20 protein-coding genes are annotated in these 19857 nt (G+C 61.3%); 15 read left to right on the top strand and 5 right to left on the bottom strand.

The features are described from left to right. Window positions 1-34 precede the first annotated feature (34 nt). Window positions 35-277 (bottom strand): hypothetical protein, encoded by a 243-nt coding sequence (locus tag J7400_RS20330; RefSeq protein WP_209065944.1) that lies wholly within the window; start codon window positions 275-277, stop codon window positions 35-37. A 128-nt stretch (window positions 278-405) separates the two neighbouring features. On the opposite strand from J7400_RS20330, the gene J7400_RS20325 reads away from it, so the two are divergent. Continuing rightward, on the top strand, window positions 406-999 hold the full coding sequence (locus J7400_RS20325) for a TetR family transcriptional regulator (protein ID WP_209065943.1): 594 nt from the start codon (window positions 406-408) through the stop codon (window positions 997-999). A 195-nt stretch (window positions 1000-1194) separates the two neighbouring features. Here the strand turns inward: J7400_RS20325 and J7400_RS20320 are convergent, their stop codons facing one another. Further along, on the bottom strand, window positions 1195-2106 hold the full coding sequence (locus J7400_RS20320; RefSeq protein WP_209065942.1) for a pirin family protein: 912 nt from the start codon (window positions 2104-2106) through the stop codon (window positions 1195-1197). A 217-nt stretch (window positions 2107-2323) separates the two neighbouring features. Between J7400_RS20320 and J7400_RS20315 the strand changes: the two genes are divergently transcribed. The 7 genes from J7400_RS20315 to J7400_RS20285 all read left to right on the top strand — a co-directional run bounded on the left by J7400_RS20315 (window position 2324) and on the right by J7400_RS20285 (window position 9313). Beyond that, the gene (locus J7400_RS20315) at window positions 2324-3949 is read left to right on the top strand and encodes a long-chain-fatty-acid--CoA ligase (RefSeq protein WP_209065941.1); all 1626 of its coding nucleotides are present in this window, start codon (window positions 2324-2326) and stop codon (window positions 3947-3949) included. 52 nt (window positions 3950-4001) lie between these two features. Beyond that, complete coding sequence (locus tag J7400_RS20310) at window positions 4002-4841, top strand: alpha/beta hydrolase (protein ID WP_348540219.1); 840 nt, start codon at window positions 4002-4004, stop codon at window positions 4839-4841. 284 nt (window positions 4842-5125) lie between these two features. Then, window positions 5126-6115, top strand: coding sequence for a nitronate monooxygenase family protein (locus tag J7400_RS20305; RefSeq protein WP_209065940.1), 990 nt, complete (start codon window positions 5126-5128; stop codon window positions 6113-6115). Continuing rightward, window positions 6112-6783 (top strand): histidine phosphatase family protein, encoded by a 672-nt coding sequence (locus J7400_RS20300; protein WP_247738951.1) that lies wholly within the window; start codon window positions 6112-6114, stop codon window positions 6781-6783. Before J7400_RS20305 ends, J7400_RS20300 begins: the two co-directional genes overlap by 4 nt. Before the next feature lie 119 nt (window positions 6784-6902). After that, window positions 6903-7928, top strand: a complete 1026-nt coding sequence (locus J7400_RS20295) for a phosphotransferase family protein (RefSeq protein WP_209065938.1) — start codon at window positions 6903-6905, stop codon at window positions 7926-7928. Window position 7929: 1 nt separating this feature from the next. Next, window positions 7930-8706 (top strand): SDR family NAD(P)-dependent oxidoreductase, encoded by a 777-nt coding sequence (locus tag J7400_RS20290; RefSeq protein ID WP_209065961.1) that lies wholly within the window; start codon window positions 7930-7932, stop codon window positions 8704-8706. Window positions 8707-8893: 187 nt separating this feature from the next. Next, window positions 8894-9313, top strand: coding sequence for a PaaI family thioesterase (locus tag J7400_RS20285; RefSeq protein WP_209065936.1), 420 nt, complete (start codon window positions 8894-8896; stop codon window positions 9311-9313). A 9-nt stretch (window positions 9314-9322) separates the two neighbouring features. On the opposite strand, the gene J7400_RS20280 is transcribed toward J7400_RS20285, so the two are convergent. Further along, a complete protein-coding gene (locus tag J7400_RS20280; RefSeq protein ID WP_209065934.1) occupies window positions 9323-10726 on the bottom strand; it encodes an aminotransferase class V-fold PLP-dependent enzyme in 1404 nt (467 codons plus the stop codon). A 117-nt stretch (window positions 10727-10843) separates the two neighbouring features. On the opposite strand from J7400_RS20280, the gene J7400_RS20275 reads away from it, so the two are divergent. The 6 genes from J7400_RS20275 to arsJ all read left to right on the top strand — a co-directional run bounded on the left by J7400_RS20275 (window position 10844) and on the right by arsJ (window position 15838). Further along, the gene (locus tag J7400_RS20275) at window positions 10844-11299 is read left to right on the top strand and encodes an Lrp/AsnC family transcriptional regulator (protein ID WP_209065933.1); all 456 of its coding nucleotides are present in this window, start codon (window positions 10844-10846) and stop codon (window positions 11297-11299) included. A gap of 87 nt (window positions 11300-11386) precedes the next feature. Continuing rightward, window positions 11387-11719, top strand: a complete 333-nt coding sequence (locus tag J7400_RS20270; RefSeq protein WP_209065932.1) for a metalloregulator ArsR/SmtB family transcription factor — start codon at window positions 11387-11389, stop codon at window positions 11717-11719. Window positions 11720-11732: 13 nt separating this feature from the next. Further along, a complete protein-coding gene (locus J7400_RS20265) occupies window positions 11733-12281 on the top strand; it encodes an arsenate reductase ArsC (RefSeq protein ID WP_209065931.1) in 549 nt (182 codons plus the stop codon). Beyond that, window positions 12274-13332 carry an ACR3 family arsenite efflux transporter gene (arsB, locus tag J7400_RS20260; RefSeq protein ID WP_209065930.1) on the top strand — a complete coding sequence of 353 codons (1059 nt, stop codon included), beginning with the start codon at window positions 12274-12276 and terminating at the stop codon, window positions 13330-13332. The genes J7400_RS20265 and arsB overlap by 8 nt, the downstream gene beginning before the upstream one ends. A gap of 108 nt (window positions 13333-13440) precedes the next feature. Then, window positions 13441-14451: an ArsJ-associated glyceraldehyde-3-phosphate dehydrogenase gene (locus J7400_RS20255; protein ID WP_209065929.1), complete on the top strand. Its 1011-nt coding sequence runs from the start codon at window positions 13441-13443 to the stop codon at window positions 14449-14451. A gap of 127 nt (window positions 14452-14578) precedes the next feature. Beyond that, on the top strand, window positions 14579-15838 hold the full coding sequence (gene arsJ, locus J7400_RS20250; RefSeq protein WP_209065927.1) for an organoarsenical effux MFS transporter ArsJ: 1260 nt from the start codon (window positions 14579-14581) through the stop codon (window positions 15836-15838). A gap of 63 nt (window positions 15839-15901) precedes the next feature. Here the strand turns inward: arsJ and J7400_RS20245 are convergent, their stop codons facing one another. Continuing rightward, window positions 15902-17560, bottom strand: a complete 1659-nt coding sequence (locus J7400_RS20245; RefSeq protein ID WP_209065926.1) for an adenylate/guanylate cyclase domain-containing protein — start codon at window positions 17558-17560, stop codon at window positions 15902-15904. A gap of 314 nt (window positions 17561-17874) precedes the next feature. On the opposite strand from J7400_RS20245, the gene J7400_RS20240 reads away from it, so the two are divergent. Further along, a complete protein-coding gene (locus J7400_RS20240; protein WP_209065925.1) occupies window positions 17875-18357 on the top strand; it encodes a hypothetical protein in 483 nt (160 codons plus the stop codon). Window positions 18358-18433: 76 nt separating this feature from the next. Here J7400_RS20240 and J7400_RS20235 read toward each other — a convergent pair whose 3' ends face one another. Further along, window positions 18434-19702 carry a PQQ-dependent sugar dehydrogenase gene (locus tag J7400_RS20235; protein ID WP_247738950.1) on the bottom strand — a complete coding sequence of 423 codons (1269 nt, stop codon included), beginning with the start codon at window positions 19700-19702 and terminating at the stop codon, window positions 18434-18436. Window positions 19703-19857: the final 155 nt, after the last annotated feature.

Genomic DNA, 19857 nt, shown 5'->3' with positions numbered 1-19857 from the left:
CAGGGGGGTGCAACGCGTCTGCATGGTGCAGGGCTTACTGCAGCTCACGCGCACGGCGGTTGAGGCGGGCGCCACGGGCGGCAAGCTCTTCTTCGCTGCTCTCCGTCAGGCGCTGCTCCGGCGCGGCAGGCAGCGCGTGCGCAGGCAGAAGCTCAGGGTAGGGCGCAGCCTCCACCTCTTTGGAAACAGCGGCATCCAGTCCCGGCACATCGCCACAGCTGGCCAGCACGCCCGTGCATAAGATCATCAAGAGGCTTGCTTTGGTCTGTCGTGTCACGCGAATGGCCCTTTTGTTGCCCGGCTTTCTTATGGCCCAGTCGGGGCTGGCGACACAAGCCAACTTGCACGCCTCAGCCCTGCTTATGCGGGGTTTTAAAGGAACATACGTTCAGTTAAATTGCGCCTATGGCACGAACTCAAGGCTCACATTCCGGCATCACCGGCCCGCGCGTGCGCGCCGCCGCGCTCTCGCTCTTTGCCCAACACGGCTATGCCGCTGTTTCCATGCGCCAAATTGCGCGTGAGGTCGGCGTGCAGGCAGGGGCGCTTTATAACTACACGCCGGACAAGCAGTCGCTGCTGTTTGATCTGATGAAAACCCATATGGACGAGCTTCTGGCCACCCGCGCCTCGCTTGAGACCCCTACCTCGCCGGTGGCGGCACTGGAGACCTTCACCCGTCTGCACCTGCGCTTTCACTCAGAGCGCCCCGATGAGGTGTTCATCGCCTATATGGAGCTGCGCAATCTCAGCCCGGACAATTTCTCCGAAGTCGAAGCTTTGCGCCGCGCTTATGAAGACCAGCTCGAAGCGATCCTGCGCGCTGGCGTTGAAAGCGGTGATTTCACCGTGGCGGACCCCAAGATCACCACCATGGCCGTGATTGCCATGCTGACCGGCGTGAACACATGGTTCCGCGAAGGCGGCCGCCTGTCGCTTTCCGAGGTGGAGCAGATCTACTGGGATATGGTGCGCCAAGCCGTAGGCATCGCCGCCTAACAGCTCTGCCTTCCTCCCCCCCTAAGCGCTTCTCATTCAAAAAGTATCCCGGGGGTGAGCCGCGTCTCGGAATGTGTCCAGTGGACACATTCAGCGGCGAACGGGCGGAGCCCTTACACCGCTTGCGGTGACAGGGGCAGCGCCCCTAAAAAACGGAGGGGTCTCCCCCTCCGCTTACTTGTTCGGGCGTATTGATCAATGCGCCGGTTTGATAAATGTGCCGTTGCGCAGCTCGGCAAAGGCCTGCTGCAGCTCTGCCTGCGTGTTCATCACAATCGGCCCATGCCAGGCCACCGGCTCCTGAATGGGCTGACCTGAAATCAGCAGAAAGCGCACGCCTTGTTCGCCAGCCTGCACCGTGACCTCATCGCCATTGCCAAAGCGCACCAGCGTGCGGTCGCCGCTCATATCGCGGATATTGACCTCTTCTCCGGCCACCTCTTTCTCCAGCAGAATGCCGGTGGGCTGGCTGGCATCGGCAAAGGCCGCATCCCCTTCAAACACATAGGCAAAAGCGCGCCGCCGTGTGTCGATCGGGAAGGTCTTTTTTACGCCCGCAGGCACGGTCACATCCAGAAACATCGGATCAGCGGCAATGCCATCCACCGGGCCGGTCTGGCCCCAAAAGCTGCCGATGATCACCCGCACTTTGGTGCCGTCATCCTCAAAGATCTCCGGGATCTCCTTGGCAGTCACATCCTGATAGCGCGGATCGGTCATCTTCAGATCGCGGGGCAGATTGGCCCAGAGCTGAAAGCCGTGGTTCACCCCATTGGCACCGGGGGTGGGCATCTCCTGATGCAAAATTCCGCGCCCTGCCGTCATCCACTGCACATCCCCCGCGCCCAGATTGCCGGTGTTGCCAAGGCTGTCCTGATGTTCCACCGCGCCGTCAATCACATAGGTGATGGTCTCAATGCCGCGATGCGGATGCCACGGAAAGCCCGCCTCATAAAGCCGGGGATCATCGTTGCGGAAGTGATCCATCATCAGGAAGGGATCAAGCTCCTCAGGATCCTGAAACCCAAAGGCGCGGTGCAGATGCACGCCAGCCCCTTCCCGGACAGGAATGGCTTTGCGCGTTTCCAAAACAGGTCTGATCGACATGATGTCTCTCCTTTCCTCCCCAAGGTAGGGCAGGCGGTGTGCCCTGAAAATCGCCAGCACCGCGCGCTCATTGTGCGGATCTGCACAGAAATAAACTTAACAAGTGCAACAGCTTAGGTTGAGCGACGTAGCGGCATATTTCAACCGCCCTTTCCTCTACCTTGGCCTTGCGCGTATGGTCGCGCGCGACAATACATTCACAGGCAGGGAGGCCTAAATGCTAGGGTCTATGATGATGCGTCCGCTCAACATCGCGGATATTCTCAAATTTGCAGCCGAAATCCACCCAACCGGAGAAGTCGTCTCTGTGCGCACCGAGGGGGATATCCACCGCCAGACATATGCTGAGATGGCCCCCCGTGTGGCGCGTCTTGCCAATGCGCTCACAACACAGGGCCTGAAGGTCGGTGACCGCATCGCAACGCTGGCGTGGAACGGCTACCGCCACCTTGAGCTCTACTACGCGATCTCCGGTGCTGGCGGCGTCTGTCACACCATCAACCCGCGCCTGTCTGCCGAGCAGATGAGCTACATCGTGAACCACGCCAAGGACACGATGCTGTTTGTGGACACCACCTTTGTGCCGCTGGTCAACGCCCTGCGCGCGCAATGGCCAGAAGGTCTCAAAGTGGTGGTCATGACCGACCGCGCACATATGCCAGAGGGCGATTTCCTCTGCTATGAAGAGCTGCTTGAGGCGGAATCTGAGGAATTTGACTGGCCAGAGCTGCCCGAGGACACCGCCGCAGGTCTCTGCTACACCTCCGGCACCACCGGCAACCCCAAAGGCACGCTTTATACCCACCGCTCCACGGTGCTGCATGCCATGACTGTGGGCCTGTCGCTGCCCAAAGTCTGCCAGCCGGGCCGCCGCATCCTGCCGGTAGTGCCGCTCTTCCACGTCAACGCCTGGGGCCTGCCCTATATCGCGCTGCTCACCGGCGCCTCGCTGGTCTTCCCGGGCGGCGCGCTTGACGGGGAAAGCCTGTTTAAGCTGATGGAAGGCGAAAACGTTTACTCCGCATGGGGCGTGCCCACCGTATGGCTCGGCCTGCAGGGTGAGATGGAGAAACAGGGCCGCATGCCCAAAGGTCTCGAAGATCTGGTGATCGGCGGCTCCGCCGCACCGGCCAGCATGATCACCTATTTTGAGGAAAACAACGTCAACGTCTGCCACGCCTGGGGCATGACCGAGATGAGCCCGGTCGGGACCATGGGCAACCTGCCTGTGCATCTGGAAGACCACATCCTCGAAGAGCGCGTGGCGATCAAATCCAAGCAGGGCCGCCGCATCTTTGGCGTGGATCTGAAAATCGTGGACGAAGACGGCAAGCGTCTGCCCCATGACGGCGAAGCCGCAGGCGAACTGTTTGTGCGCGGCAACAACATCACCGCTGGCTACTTTGAAAACGAAGAGGCCAACGCAGGCGCCTTTGATGCGGATGGCTGGTTTGGCACCGGCGATGTGGCCACGATTGACGGCCACGGCTACCTCACCATCACCGACCGCGCCAAAGACCTGATCAAATCCGGCGGCGAATGGATCAGCTCGCTTGATCTGGAAAACACCGTGATGGCGCACCCAAATGTGGCCAACTGCGCGGTGATCGCCGTGGCCCACCCCAAATGGGACGAGCGCCCGCTGATGGTTGTGGTGCCCTCTGCCGAAGGCAAGCCCGAGATCAGCGAGCTGATGGCCCTGTTAGAGGAGCACTTCGCCAAGTGGCAGCTGCCCGATGATGTGGTCTTTGTGGACGAGCTGCCAATGACCGCCACCGGCAAAGTCTCCAAGCTCACCCTGCGCAAGCAGTTTGCCGATTACAAACTGCCCGACATGGTGTGATTTGGCGCAAAGCCAGTTCATAACACTCAACGGTCACGCGTATCATGTGCGCGTGGCCGGCGACCCTCAGGCCCCCGTGCTCCTGTGCCTGCACGGCTTTCCCGAATATTCCGGCGCCTTTGACGATCTGATCCCCCATCTGGAGGAGCATTTCTTCCTCGTCGCCCCGGATCAGCGCGGTTACGCCCAAAGCTGGCGACCGGCAGAGGTGGAACACTACGCGCCTGCTGCGCTTGTCGCCGATGCAGCGGCCATCCTGAAGCACTACTGTTCTGACCGGCCTGCCGTCGCGGTGCTCGGCCATGACTGGGGCGCGGCCATCGCCTATGGTCTGGCCTTCCGCCATGGCGATCTGTTTGAGCGCCTGATCATCGCCAATGGGGTGCATCCGATCCCGTTTCAGCGCGCTTTGGCGGCGGGCGGCGCACAATCTGCGGCCAGCCAATACATCAACTGGCTGCGCGCCGAAGGCTCCGAGGACCGGCTCGCAGAAAACGATCACGCCCGCATGATGGGCATCTTTTCCAAACATATGGACATGTCCTGGATGGACGAGAGCAAACTGGCCGCCTACCGCGCCGCCTGGGGCACAGCCGAAGAGGTGCGCGGCATGGTCAACTGGTATCGCGCCTCAAACCTTCAGGTCGCAGACCCCGGCGCGCCGCTGCCAACCGAAGCGCTGCCCAAACTGCCGCCCCAAGCCCTGCGCGTGCCCATGCCGCATCTGCTCTTGTGGGGGGAAGAGGACACCGCGCTCCTGCCGGAATGCCATGCGGGCCTTGAGGATCTCTGCGACGATCTCACCCGCGTCACCCTGCCGGGGGCAGATCATTGGCTCCTGCATCAAAAGCCCACTGAGGTGGCCCGCCACATCCTGCAGTTTCTGTGTTAAGCCCCGGCTTCTCATTCCCCAAATATCCCCGCCGGAGGCATCCGGACATGGCCGCGCATCCCCGCCTTCCGCGAAGGCAAGCCCATTGTGACGTCATGTTACTTTGCCATCCTCTTGTTTGAGCCGCCCGCACGCGGCCTTATCCTGCCACCAAGGCGTCGTGCAGTTTTGCGCGGCATCCGGAGGAGAGGGAGTGGCACACAGCCCGCATAGGCTGCTTTGCCTCGCGTCGTGCTCCGGTGTCCGCAGAGATTGGCAAGGCGCTGAGAAAACAGGAGTTTTTTATGTCTGGTGACCGCCACCTTCCCAAAGCGCTTCAGGGCCTGCGCATCCCCGCAGTGGCCTCTCCGCTTTTCATCATTTCCGTACCCGCACTGGTCATTGCCCAGTGTAAGGCAGGCATCATAGGCAGTTTCCCCGCACTCAACGCCCGTGAGGCGGCGGGAGACCACCCCCTTCTGGACACCTGGCTCACGCAGATCCGCGAAGAGCTGGACCGTCACAATCAGGAAAATCCCGATCAACCGGCCGCGCCTTTTGCGGTCAATCAGATCGTGCACCGCTCCAACGAACGTCTGGAGCGCGACATTGCGCTTTGCCACAAACATGAGGTGCCGGTCTGGATCACCTCGCTGGGCGCGCGCAAAGAGGTCAATGACGCCGCCCATGATTGCGGCGGCATCGCGCTGCACGACATCATCAACAACAAATTCGCCAAGAAGGCGATCGAGAAAGGCGCGGACGGCCTCATCGCTGTGGCCGCCGGTGCCGGTGGCCATGCAGGTTCCCAATCCCCGCTCGCGCTAATCAGTGAAATCCGTGAGTGGTTTGACGGCCCGGTGCTGCTTTCCGGTGCCATTGCCACCGGCTCTTCGCTGCTGGCCGCACAGGCCATGGGCGCAGACCTTGGCTATATCGGATCGCCTTTCATCGCCACCAAAGAGGCCAATGCGGAGCAGGGCTACAAAGACATGATTGTCGAGAGCGGCGCGGATGACATTGTCTATTCCTCGCTCTTCACCGGCGTCTGGGGCAACTACCTCAAAGGCTCCGTTGAGGCGGCGGGCATGGATCCGGATCGCCTGCCGGTGGGCGATGTCTCCACCATGGATTTTGGCACCGACCGCGACAAACCCAAAGCGTGGAAAACCATCTGGGGCTCCGGTCAGGGCATTGGCGCGGTGAAAGAGGTGGGCACTGTGGCCAGCCTCGTGGACCGGCTGGAGCGCGAATATAAAACCGCCTACCAGCGTCTGCAGGACCGCATGGCATGAGCCAGATGTTCCACCTGATCCGCCACGCCCAGGCCAGCTTTGGCGCGGCGGATTACGACAATCTCTCGGAGCTGGGCCACCGCCAGTCCGCCGCCCTTGGCGCGGCGCTCAAACGTCAGGGTGTGGTGCCGGATGCGGTGTTCATCGGCGGGCAGAAACGCCACCGCCAGACCTGGGAAGGCATCGAAAGCGCGCTGGGCACGGGGCTGACCCCGATTGTTGTGCCGGGCTGGAACGAATTTGATTTCGCAGGGCTTCTGGAGGCGCGCTTTGCAGGGCGCGCCGACAAGCCTGCGGATCTGCACACAGACCGCAAAACCCACTTCCGCATCCTCCGCGACACGGTGCTGGAGTGGCAGCGCGACGAGATCGCAAACCCGCCCGAAAGTTTTGCCGCTTTCACGAGCCGCGTGCGCGAAGCCCGCGCCATTGTGGCCGCCTCCGGGGCCAAGACCCCGCTGGCGGTCAGCTCCGGTGGTGCCATCGGGCGCACGGTGGCCGATGTGCTCGATGCCCCTGCCGAACAGATGATTCTGCTGCAACTGCAGGTCAAAAATTGCGCCGTGGCGCGCATCGTGATGGCCAAGGGGCAGGAGTGGCTCAACGGATTTAACGAAACCCCGCATATTGACGGGTGCAACGAGAAAGAGATGCTGACCTACAGCTGAGAGAGAACATGGGGGAGGTCGGGCGCGGCCGGTTTGCTGCGCACCCCGGCCATTCTGAAGCGCCGCCGCGCGTTTCGAGATCGGGCACCGCGCCGTGTCTGATGCAAAGGGAGGAAACTATGGACGCAACCCAACTGGACACCGCCGCCGTTGCGCGCTGGTTGTCTGACAATCTGGATGGCTTTGCGGGGCCCATTGAGGCCACCAAATTCAACATCGGCCAGTCCAATCCGACCTTCCGGCTGGATGCGCCATCAGGCCAATATGTGCTGCGCCGCAAACCGCCCGGGGTGCTTTTGAAATCCGCCCATGCGGTGGACCGCGAATTCCGCGTGCAAAAGGCCTTGGCCGACACCGATGTGCCGGTCGCCAAAATGCATCTGCTTTGCGAAGACGATGATGTGATCGGCTCAGCCTTTTACGTGATGGACTATGTGGAGGGGCGCAATTTTGACGATCCCCGCCTCAAAGACCTCAGCAACGCAGACCGCGCCGCCGTGATCGACGAAATGGGCCGTGTGCTGGCCGCCATCCATTCGGTCGATATCACCGCTGTGGGCCTGTCGGACTATGGCCCAGAAGGCAATTATTTTGAGCGTCAGGTGGGCCGCTGGACCAAGCAGTACCGCGCCTCAGAAACTGAAACCCTTCCGCAAATGGATGAGTTGATCGACTGGCTTGCGGCCAATATACCAGCCGATGACGGCAAGCGCACGTTGGTGCATGGCGACTACCGGATCGACAATATGCTCTTTGCTAAGGACCGCCCCGAAGTGGTGGCCGTACTGGATTGGGAACTCTCCACCATTGGCCATCCCTACGCCGATCTGGCGGCGGTGATCATGCAGTGGCAGATGCCGCCGGGCCATGAGGGTCGCGGGCTCGCCGGTGTGGACCGCGCAGCCCTTGGTCTGCCCAGCGATGAAGAGTTCATCGCCCAGTATTGCGCCCGCATGGGCCTGCCGGGGATTGAGAAATTCGGCTTCTACCTGGCGTTTTGTTTCTTCCGCATGGGCGCGATCATCCAAGGCGTGAAGAAGCGCGCGCTCGATGGCAACGCCTCTGATCCCGAACGCGCGGCCAAGCTTGGCAGCTTTGTGCCGATGTTCGCCATGGCAGGGCTGGAGGCCGCAAAACGTGGATAAGATGTTTCAGGACAAAGTGGTGATGATCACCGGCGCGGCCAGCGGCTTTGGGGCCATGGCGGCAGAACGCTTCGCCGCACAGGGCGCAAAACTCGGCCTGTCTGACATCCACGGTGATCAACTGGCCAATGTCGCAGAAACCCTGCGCGCAAAAGGGGTTGAGCTGGTCTCTGCCGCGGTGGATGTGTCAGATGAGGCGCAGGTGGCCGCCCATGTCAGCCATATTGCAGAGACCTTTGGCACCATCGACGTGGGGCTCAACAACGCCGGGATCGGCCATGATGTGCGCCCGCTTCAGTTCCTCACCACCGAGGATTTTGATCTGATGATGAATGTGAATGCCAAAGGGGTGTTCCTCTGCATGAAGCATCAGATCCCGCTGATGCAGAAGGCCGGTAGCGGCGCGATCCTGAATGTGGCCTCGGCAGCTGGTCTGGTGGGTTCGGGCCATCTGTCGCTTTATGCGGCGGCCAAACATGCTGTGGTGGGGCTGACCAAGGCGGCGGCAGATGAGAACGCCACCCGCGGCATTCGCGTGAATGCGCTTTGCCCCTCGTTTTCAGCCACGCCGATGGTGGATGAAATGGCCGGCATCGTGGGGGAGCGCGCGGGCCTGTCCCGTGAGGACGCCATGACACATATTGCCAGCCGCGTGCCCATGCGGCGCGTCTCCAAGCCTGAGGAGGTGGTGCAGGCCATGCTCTGGATCAATGCGCCCGAAAACAGCTTCATGACCGGACAGGCGATCGCCATTGATGGCGGTCTGACAGCGGTCTGACTTAAGCCCCGGAGCAAGGCGCTTGCGCCGCCGGGGCAGCGCACGTCCGCCCCCTTGGGCGTGTGCTTTTGCAACGTCGCGGCAATTTCTGGCAGTTGCGTTGAAGTCGCGGGATAAACTGCCAGACTGACATCTGATTTTGCGCCCACCCGCGGCCGCGCGCTGCCCCTCGTTTGAAAGCTTCACCATGACCCACAAACCCCTCGATCCTGCTCTGGAAGAAACCCCCTATGAGCTGCAAAAGCACCTCGGGTTTCGCATCACCCATTGGGATGTGAATTACGCCCGTCTGGAGCTGCCCATTGCACCGCATCTGATGAACCGCGCGGGTATTCCGCACGGCGGGATCTACGCCACGCTGCTCGACACGGTGATGGGCTTTGCGGGCTGCTACACCGGTGATCCGGCGCACAAACGTCTGGCGCTCACGCTGTCGATGACCACCAATTTCCTCAGCCGCCCCAAGGGGCAGGGGCTGATTGCCGAAGGTTGGCGCACAGGGGGCGGCGCCAAAACCTTCTTTGCCGAAAGCACGATTTCCGATGAAACCGGAGAGATCATTGCGCGCGGCTCCGGCGCCTTCAAATACCGCGCCACCACGTTGTGACCTGAGAGATCAACCCGCCAGAGCCTGCGGGGTTTCCGCACCCCAACCCTGCGCCAGCTCCGCGACCGACTGAAGGATGAAATCCACGGTCTCATCAGACATCAGCACGCTCAGGTTCAGGCGCACAAACCCCGGTTTGCTTGCGCCCGGACCTTGCAGAATGTCATCTCGGATATGCGCGGATTGCCCGTCGTCAATATCCAGCAGCGCATGCACATACGGCCCCGCGCAAGAGCAACCGCCCCGGGCCTGAATGCCATAGCGCTCTGACAGCGCGCGGGTGAAGGCGTTGTGGTCAATGCGCGTGCCAGCGCTATCGAGCGGCACAAAGGAGAGAATGGGCAACCGTTCGCTCCGATCCGCTGCCAGCAGGTGCAGATTGGGATTTGCCGCCCAGGCCGCAAAGGCCTTGGCGGTGAGGGCCGCATTGCGGCTCTGCATCTCTTTACCAATCACCTCTTTCACGATCAACGCCAGCGCCACGCGGATGTCACCCACCACATTGGGGGTGCCGCCTTCCTCGCGCTGGGCCAGCCCCGCCACATAGTCATGCTGATGCGCGTTCACAAAAGCCACGGTGCCACCGCCGGGCCGATAGGGCACCGCTGCGCGCACCGCATCTTCGCGCACCACCAGCACGCCACTCGCGCCGGGGCCGCCAATGCATTTATGGGCTGAGAACACCAGCGCATCGACCTCCGCGCCCTCCGCTGGTGTCAATTGCATCGGCAGATAGGGTCCGCCGCCCGCATAGTCCCAGACCATCAGCGCGTCATAGGTTTTCACCAGCCGCGTCACGGCCGCCACATCTGTGCAGACGCCGGTGACATTGGCCGCCGCGCTCATCGCCACGATGACACGCCCGTTCAAGCTGTGCTCCGCCAGTGCCTGTGTGAGCGCCGCGCGATCCGGGCCGGGCAGGGCACCTTCAGGGATTTCAATGACCTGCGCCCCGCTTTCGCGCCAGGGCAACAGGTTGGAGTGATGCTCATAAGGCCCCACCAGCACCGTGTCGCCCGCGCCCACCTGCAGCATATGCACCAACTGGTTCAGCCCTGTGGTTGCGCCCGATCCGGCAAAGATCACCGCATGTTCGTCTTCGCGCGCCCCGCAGTGCCGCGCCACCACAGCCCGCGCCCCTTCGCGCAGCTGCCCCATCCGCGCCCCACAGAAAGAGGCATCCGTGTGGGTGTTGGCATAGTAAGGCAGTACGTTTTCCAGAACGAAGCTCTCCACCTGTCGCAGCGCCCGACCAGAGGCGACATAATCCGCATAGATCAGCTTGCGCGGACCATAAGGCGTGTCGATCTGCAAATCCGCCCCAACCAGCCCGTCGCGCAAGCTGTCCATCGGCGCTGCGACGGAGGAGAGCTGTGCAGCAAAGTGATCAAAGGGGGCGGTGAGCTTGGACATTTTGAGCCTCTTATCCATGTGTTTGAGATGTTTTACCTCGTTGCTCCGGTGGAAATTGCCCCTTGTTTTGCGAAATGGATCGTATTTTGTTGTCATATGATCTAACCAGGGAGCCACATGGACCAAATTGATCGAAATATCCTTGATGTGCTGCAACGCGATGCCTCTTTGTCTCAGCGTGAGGTGGCCGAGCGGGTGGGCCTCTCTCAAAACGCGCTCTGGCGTCGCCTCAAACGGCTGGAAGAGGAGGGCGTGTTGCAGGGCGCGCGCATGCGTATTGATCCTGCCGCGCTGGGCCTTGATCTGACGGTTTTTGTGATGGTGCGCACCCGCAACCATTCCGTGGAGTGGGCAGAGAGCTTCAAGCGCCATGTGTCGCTGATCCCGCAAGTGCTGGAAATGCATCGGATTGGCGGAGACTGGGATTATATGCTCAAGATCGTGACCTCGGGCATGGCGGGCTATGATCAGGTCTACCGCCGCCTCACAACCGGCTTTGAGCTTGATACGGTCACCGGCTATTTCTCCATGGAAACCATGCTCGAAGACCGCCCGCTTGACGTGCGAAGCTGATCCGGCACCCATCTGTCATCAAAGTTTCACGCACTGTAGGCAGAGACTCACTTGCATCGCGCTCTATATTTCCATAATTCGTGATATATGGATAAATTGTCAGCCCTCACGGCCTTTGCCGCCCTGTCTCAATCCACGCGCCTGGATGCGTTCCGCCTGTTGATCAAGGCGGGCGAGGCCGGTCTGACCGCCGGAGAAATCGCCGATGCGCTGGATGTGCGCCAGAACACCCTCTCGGCAAATCTCTCCGTGCTGTTGCAGGCCAACCTGCTGCGCAATCAGCGTGAAGGGCGCAGCATTCGCTATTTTGCCAACACAGACGGCGTCCGGGGGCTTTTGGGCTTCCTGCTGGAGGACTGCTGCGGCGGACAGCCCGAGTTGTGCCAGCCGTTGATCGAAGACCTCACCTGTGGATGCTAAAGGAGCCGGTCCCATGTCGGATAAACGCTACAACGTCCTCTTCCTCTGCACGGGCAATTCCGCCCGCTCCCTTCTTGCCGAAGCGATTTTACAGCGCGAGGCCATGGGCCGCTTTCGCGGCTTCAGCGCGGGCTCCCACCCCAAAGGCGCGCCGCACCCATACGCCATAGACCTGCTGCAAGGCCTCAACCACGACACAGGGTTTGCCCGCTCCAAAAGCTGGGACGAATTTGCAGGCAAAGACGCGCCGGAGATGGATTTTGTGTTCACCGTCTGTGACCGCGCCGCCAAAGAAGACTGCCCGGTCTGGCCCGGGCAACCCGTGACCGCCCATTGGGGCATCCCGGATCCCAGCAATTTTGAAGGCTCTGAGGCCGAAAAACGTGTCGCATTCGCCGAAGCCTACCGGATGCTCTACAACCGCATTTCGATCTTTGTGAACCTGCCGATGGGGCGTCTTGATGCCGTGTCCCTCAGGCAGCAACTGGACGATCTGGGCACATCGGAGCCGGTCGATATTCTCAGCGCGATGCGCCGCTACAGGGAGCAGAAGGATGTCTGATCACGCCGCAGAACTGGACGCAGGCCTAGGTACTTTTGAGCGGCTTCTGTCGCTTTGGGTCGCCCTCGCCATCGCCGCAGGTCTTGCCTTGGGCCTCCTCATGCCGGCTCTCTTTGGTGCCCTTGCCAGCCTTGAGGTTGCGTCGGTCAACCTGCCTGTGGCCGTGCTGATCTGGGCCATGGTTTACCCGATGATGGTGGGCATTGATTTTGGCGCGCTTGCCGATGTGGGGCGCAAACCCAAAGGGCTGGTGATCACGCTGGTTGTCAACTGGTTGATCAAACCCTTCTCCATGGCGGCGCTGGGCGTTTTGTTCTTTGAATATATCTTTGCTGCCTGGATCGACCCGCAAACCGCAAGTGAATACCTCGCAGGGGTTATCCTTCTCGGCGCGGCGCCCTGTACGGCGATGGTCTTTGTTTGGTCAAATCTCGTGCGCGGTGATGCCAACTACACGCTGGTGCAGGTGAGCGTGAACGACGTGATCATGGTCTTTGCCTTTGCCCCCATCGTGGCCTTCTTGCTTGGCGTGACCAATATCACCGTGCCATGGGAAACCCTGATCCTGTCTGCCGTGCTCTACATCCTGCTGCCGCTGGTGGCTGGCTACATCACCCGCAAACGCCTCATGGGGCAGGGCGGTGAGGCAGCCGTTGAGGCCTTCCGCAACCGCCTGCGCCCCACCTCTGTGGGTGGCCTCTTGCTGACGGTTGTGCTGCTCTTTGGCTTTCAGGCGCAGACCATCCTGAGCCAGCCCTTCAACATCCTGCTGATCGCCATCCCGCTGCTGATCCAGACCTACGGCATCTTCTTTGTCGCCTATGGTGCGGCCCGGCTCTGGAAAGTGCCGTTTGAGGTCGCCGCCCCCTGCGCGCTGATCGGCACGTCCAATTTCTTTGAGCTCGCGGTGGCCGTGGCCATCTCGCTCTTCGGCCTTGGCTCCGGCGCAGCGCTTGCCACCGTTGTGGGCGTGCTGGTGGAGGTGCCCGTGATGCTCAGCCTTGTCGCTTTCGCCAACCGCACCCGCGGCTGGTTTCCCAATTCACCGTAACCTTGGTTCGGGCTGCAAGCCCGGACCGCGCCCGACCCTCCCCACGGGAGGGCGCCTTTGGCACCCACCCAGGGTCTGGCGCGCTCCTCTGTTAAAGGAATGATCCGAATGACCAAAATCGCAATCAATGGCCTTGGCCGCATGGGCAAGCTGGTGATCCGCAGCTTCTTTGACCTCGGTCTGGATGCCGAAATCGTCCTGCTCAACGATCCCTCCGGCGACGCCGAGCTGCACGCACATCTCTTGGAGTTTGACACAGTGCACGGCCGCTGGCGCGCCGACTTCGCTTATGACGAAAACAGCATCACCATCGACGGCCAGAAGATGCGCAAAACCGAAGCCTGGTCGATCGAGGAGCTGCCGCTCAAAGAGCTGGGGGTTGATCTGGTGGTGGATTGCACAGGGGTGTTCAAAACCAACGCCAAACTGCAGCCTTACTTTGATGCAGGTGTGAAAAAGGTCGTGGTCTCCGCCCCTGTGAAAGAAGACGATGTGGCCAATATCGTCTACGGCGTGAACGAGGCCACCTATGATGCGGCCACCCACAAGGTGATCACCGCCGCCTCCTGCACCACCAACTGCATCGCGCCGGTGGTCAAGGTGATCCGCGAGAAACTTGGCATCGAGCAGGCCAGTTTCACCACCATCCACGACGTGACCAACACGCAGACCATCGTGGACCGCGCCCACAAAGACCCGCGCCGCGCGCGCTCTGCCCTCAACTCCCTGATCCCGACCACCACCGGCTCCGCCAAGGCGATCATCCAGATCTTCCCCGATATGGACGGTAAGATCGACGGCCACGCCGTGCGCGTGCCGCTCCTGAATGCTTCGCTGACAGACATCGTCTTTGACGTGAGCCGTGACACCACCGCCGAGGAGGTCAACGCCTTCTTTGCCGAGGCCGCCGCAGGGGAGCTGGACGGTATTCTGGGCTATGAAACCCGCCCGCTGGTGAGCTGTGATTTCACCAATGATGACCGCTCCACCATCGTCGATGCGCTCTCCACCCGTGTGGTCAACAACCGCCATGTGAAAGTCTATGCGTGGTATGACAACGAGTGGGGCTATGCCTTCCGTCTGGCCGATGTCACCCGCATGGTTTTGGCCAGCCTCTAACTCTATTGGCTCGTGCCGCAGGCACGGGCCGCGCCAGACTCTCCCCGTCGCGCCGAAGGCGCGCCACAACCAAACTGTAGGGCGCTTCGCTTCCTCCCGAGGTCAGACGCGCCCCTGAGTGATCTTGATGACCAACGCACAGCCCCAGAAACCAGACGGCCTCGCCGCCTATATCACCGTCACCGCCGCCTATTGGGCCTTTATGCTGACCGACGGCGCGCTGCGGATGCTGGTGCTTTTGCATTTCAACGGGCTGGGCTTCTCCCCGATCCAGCTGGCCTATCTCTTCCTGCTCTATGAGGTCATGGGCATCGTCACCAACCTCTCCGCCGGCTGGATTGCCGCGCGCTTTGGTCTGACCTCCACGCTTTATGTGGGGCTCACCATCCAGATCGCCGCCCTGATCGCTCTGGCACAGCTTGACCCGGCCTGGGGTGTCACCGCCTCCGTGATCTTTGTGATGTGTGTGCAGGGGGCGTCCGGCGTGGCCAAAGACCTCTCCAAGATGTCGTCTAAGTCGGCGGTCAAACTGCTCGCCCCCAAAGAGGGCGGCGGCCTCTTCCGCTGGGTGGCGCTGCTCACGGGCTCCAAGAATGCGGTCAAAGGCTGCGGCTTCTTTCTGGGCGCTGCGCTGCTGGCGCTCTGGGGCTTTCAGGCCTCGGTCTGGGGCATGGCCATCATCCTCGCGATGATCCTCGCAGGGGTGGTGACCTTCATGCCCTCAGGCCTGCCGCAGGGCTCCAAAAAGGCCAAGTTCTCGCAGGTCTTTTCCAAAGACCCCAATGTGAACCGGCTGTCACTCGCCCGCATGTTCCTGTTCGGGGCGCGCGACGTGTGGTTTGTGGTCGGCATCCCGGTCTACTTCAACGCGGTGCTCTCTGATGGCACCGCCGAAGGCCGCCGCGAAGCCTTCTTCATCATCGGCATCTTCATGGCGGTCTGGATCATCCTTTACGGGGCAGTGCAGGGCAACGCCCCGCGCATCCTGAAAGCCGCCAATGCCAGCACCGATGAGGTGGTCGGCAAAGCGATCAACTGGGTTGGTTATCTCACCCTGATCCCACTGGTGCTCACCGGCGGCGTGCTGCTGCTTGACACCTCCACCACGCTCACCGTCCTTCTGATTGCAGGGCTTCTGGTGTTTGGCTTTGTCTTTGCGGTGAACTCCTCGGTCCACAGCTACCTGATCCTCGCCTTCACCTCAGATGAGCGTGTCACCATGGATGTGGGGTTCTACTACATGTCCAACGCCGCCGGGCGGCTGCTCGGCACCTTGCTCTCAGGTCTCAGCTATCAGATCGGCGGCTTGTGGCTCTGCCTGTTCACCGCCGCGGTGATGTCTGCGCTCAGCTGGTGGGCTGCGAAGCGGCTGCGGAGCGTCTCCTAAGCTTCCTCTTGCCAAAAAATATCCCCGCCGGAGGCATCCGGCGTGTGCCACACCGCGCTGCGCTTAAGCGGGGTCAGCCTGCGGATGCAGCGCGTCGTTGATCCAGCCCATCTCTTCAGGCAGGGTCAGCTGGTTGATCGCGATGGAGGGTTTTTTCGGCAGATTGGCCGCCGCCGCGCGCGCCTCTTCCAACCCGCGCGTGTCTCCGGCCTTCTGGCAGGCCAGCGCCTTGAGCAGCTGCAAGCCGCGATCCATCGGCCGCAGGTCCGCCGCCTCGCGTGCAGTCACGCGGGCCATCGCAAAATCTCCGGCCGCCAGATAGACCCGCGCGGTGAACGCCATCCGCGTCACGCGGAAGGGATCACTGCTGGTCATCTGCACAAAGCTTGAAAGCGCCTCAATGGCTTTTTCCGGTTTGCCTTCCAGCAGCGCAAGCTGCGTGATCAGGTCGACAAAACCAAGGAATGTCGGGTTGATCCGGCGCGAATGCTCGATATCCGCCGCCGCACCTTTCAGGTCGCGCAGCACCCGCAGCCGATAGGCGCCCCGCGCCCAGAACACAAAATCGCTGTTGGGGGATTCCGCAATCGCCACATCCAGATCACGCCCAAGCGAGGCGAGCTCCGCGTCACTCAGGGTTTCATATTTGATATTGCTGAGGTTGAGGCGGCTTTGTGCGCGCATCGCCAGCGACATGCCGTCCGTCGGGCTCAGCAGCACCGCACGGTCGAGCGCCGCATAGCCTTCCTCCCAGGATTCCAGCGTCTGTTTGAAGAACAGCCCCGCCGCCCGCGCGCGCAGCTCAGAGACGCTCAGCTGGGTGTTTTTCAGATGCGCCAGGCGGTTGCCGTCGTATTGAATGGTCTGCAAGCGCAGATCCGAGCTCACCACCGGCAGGATCTCATCGACAAAGGCAAAGGGGTCGGTCAGATCGCCGTCATAGCTCTGGGTCCAGAGCGTGGTCATATCCCGCCGCAAGATCAGCGATACGGTGAAGCGCGCGCGTGTGCCAGACACCCGCAGCCGCCCATGGGTCAGAAACAGGGTTGGCGTGGTCTCCACACTGCCCGCATCCACCGTGGTGATGCCGGTGCGTTTCATCGACATCTGCACCATGCCGTCGTGCAGATCCTGCGCCAGCGCCGCGCTGTCCGGTGTCTCCGGCGCGGCCACAAAATTCTCAAACCCGATCGAGGGCAGGGAGCCTTTGTTGGGCGCAGTGGTCAGGTTGGCCGGGCGCCACTGATAAAGACGGATCGGTGTTGCAATGTTTTTGAGGTTGAACATCCCCACATCGCTCAGCTCTTTCTGGCGTGCCTCAGACAGCTGGCGGAACAGATCTTCGGAGAACATCGCCCCACCGGGAGGCGCTTCGGTCTCGATCCGCTGGGCAATGTTCACACCATTGCCATAAAAATCCGCCTCATCCTCGACAATCTCGCCCACGTGACAGCCGATGCGCAGCTTGATGACCTCATGCTCCACAAGGTTGCTCTGCACCTCTTCGGCGCAATCCAGCGCCGCTTCCACGCCGGGGAAGGACAGGATCCAGCCATCGCCCATACGTTTGAGCACCTCGCCGCCATAGGTCTTGGCCACAGGCTCCAAATGCTCGTTGCGCAGCTCCTGAACAGAGGCCACGGCAAGCGCTTCGTCTTCGCCCATGAGGGTGGAATAGCCCACCAAATCTGCACACATCAATGTGGTCAAGCGACGGCGCATCTGCGAGTTCCCTGAAGTATACCTGCCCGTACACGCGTGTATTGGGGGTATGAATTTCGTCTTTAGATTGGTCCTGAATCTTGGGTTTGCAGGCAGCAGGTTCAAGAGCAAGAGTTTGTATTTTCTTTTGCCTCAAAAAACAAGGGTGCCTGTGCCTTCTCTCTTGCGAGATCACCGCGATTTGAGGCTATCTGGCATTTGAAACGGTTTCGCTGCGTCGGGCACTGGCATTTGTCACATCTGAAATGTAGATCGCCTGTGCGCCTTGTGTTTTAAATCATTGGGGCCGCTTTGGGCTTGGGTAATAGGGGAACATGACTGTGACGGCTTTCACCGCTCAAAACCTCGGGCGCGCGCTGATGTGCATCTTTGTCGCAGCCTCAGCCCTGCAGGCCCATGCCGCGCAGCGCTCTGTGCAAGCCCTTCCGGCCGCGCCGGTGCTGTCTCCGCTGCCTGTGGCGGGCGGGGATGCGGTCAAGCTCAGCAAACAGCGCGCCCAAAAGGGCGATTTTGATGCGGAAATCCTCATTCCCTGCGCGCAGGAGCTTGGCCAGAACCTCGGCAGCTGCAACGCGGCTGTGGCACGGGCGGGGCAGGGCGCGGCCACGGTTGTTGTGACCTTCCCCAACGGCTTTGCCCGCAAGCTTTACTTCACCGAAGGCGCCTTCACCTCGGCCAGCGCTACCATGTCGGGCGCCGGGCGCGACACCGACTGGTCACTTCAGGGCGATCTGTTTCAGATCCGGGTCGACGATCAGCGCTATGAAATCCCTGAGAGTTTTGTTCTCGGCAATTGACCCCCCCCCTCAAAAAAGACTGCGCCGCAGAGCGCCGCGCAGCCTCAAATGTTTTACCTGAAGTCGTAGTGCAGGCTTACGGCGTGATCTTATAGATCATGCCCTCATCAACTGCCGCATAAAGGCTGCCATCCGGCCCAGACACCAGCGAGCGGAACCGCCCCGGCTCCATCGGCAGGGTCATCTCCGTGACATCCATCACCTCGGTGCCATCCTCTGTGAGCTGGATCACGTCAATCCGCTGCCCCAGAGGGGTGCCGCCAAAGCCGATGCCCATCAGCCCGACAACCATCGCGCCTTCCCAGTCGCCCCAGGCGCTGCCTTCCAGAAAGGCCGCAGACGAGGTGCCCTGTGACCAGCCGTTGTTGGTCCAGATCGGGGGCATGGCGTTGGGGTAGGTGGCAAAATCCGTCATCGGCATCCACGAGGCCCGCGCAAAGCGGTTGTCACCCACCATCTGGTTCGGGCTGTAGCCGCAATAGTCATCCGGACAGGCGTCCCGGCCCGCCATATTGGGGCGCGGATCCCATCCGGCGTTGCCGCCATTGCGCAGCACGGTGATTTCATCAGAGTGCCATGGCCCATGCTCTGCGGTGATCGCCGCCCCGGTGGTGGGGTGGAAGGCGATGCCCTGCACATTGCGGTGCCCATAGGTATAGGTGCGCTTGTCAAAGCCCACAGGCGGGGTGTTTCCCGCCGCAGGGGTGCCGTCCGTGTCGATCCGGATCACCTTGCTGCCCATCAGCGAGGGGCTTTGCGGCACCGCGCTGTTGTGGGTGTCTCCGGTGGTCAGATAAAGATAGCCATCCGCCGGATTGAACCGCACGCGCCCGCCATTATGCGCGCCCGGCCCGCCAAAGGGGTGATCCGTGGCGGTCATTTTATAAGGCACATCCTCCACAATATCGATGCGCTCTGACACGGTTGAGAAATCCTCACTCACCACCATCCGCATCAGACGGTTGGTGTGCGGCGTCACCATATTGGAGGTGGAATAGACATAGATCCGCCGGTTGTTGGCAAAATCCGGGTCCACGGCCACGCCCATCATCCCCGCCTGACCCTCACAGAACAGATCCTCTGCGGTGGCGGCATAGCCGTCCACGCCGCCCATCCCTAAAAGTGCGGTTATGTCACCTGAGGGCATCAAGACCGACAGGCCTTTGCATTTCTCGGTGTAAAACATGGTGCCATCGTCCAGAAACGCCATGTCCCACGGGTTTTCCAGATCCTCCAGCACCACAGTGTGGCTCAGGCTGGTGGTGTTCTGCGCCCAAGCAGGCACAGCCATCGTCACAGCGCCCACCGCGAAAGCCGCGGCGCTCATCTGATATCGCATGTTCATTACGTCCTCCCAACGTGATTGCAGTCATCGCTGCACGAGAGGCTCAAATCTGCGGTGTCACCTGCCAAATTGATGCCGGGCCTATCAATAAACCGTCCGTGCCCGGCTTGCGTCGTTCAAAAAAGTCCGTGCCAAAACCCGTTGTCCTGCGCCGG

The organism is Shimia sp. R9_2 (assembly GCF_017743735.1).
Lineage (GTDB): Bacteria > Pseudomonadota > Alphaproteobacteria > Rhodobacterales > Rhodobacteraceae > Shimia.
The sequence above is the reverse complement of the archived record's forward strand: the minus strand, read 5'-3'. Positions and strand labels throughout refer to the sequence as shown.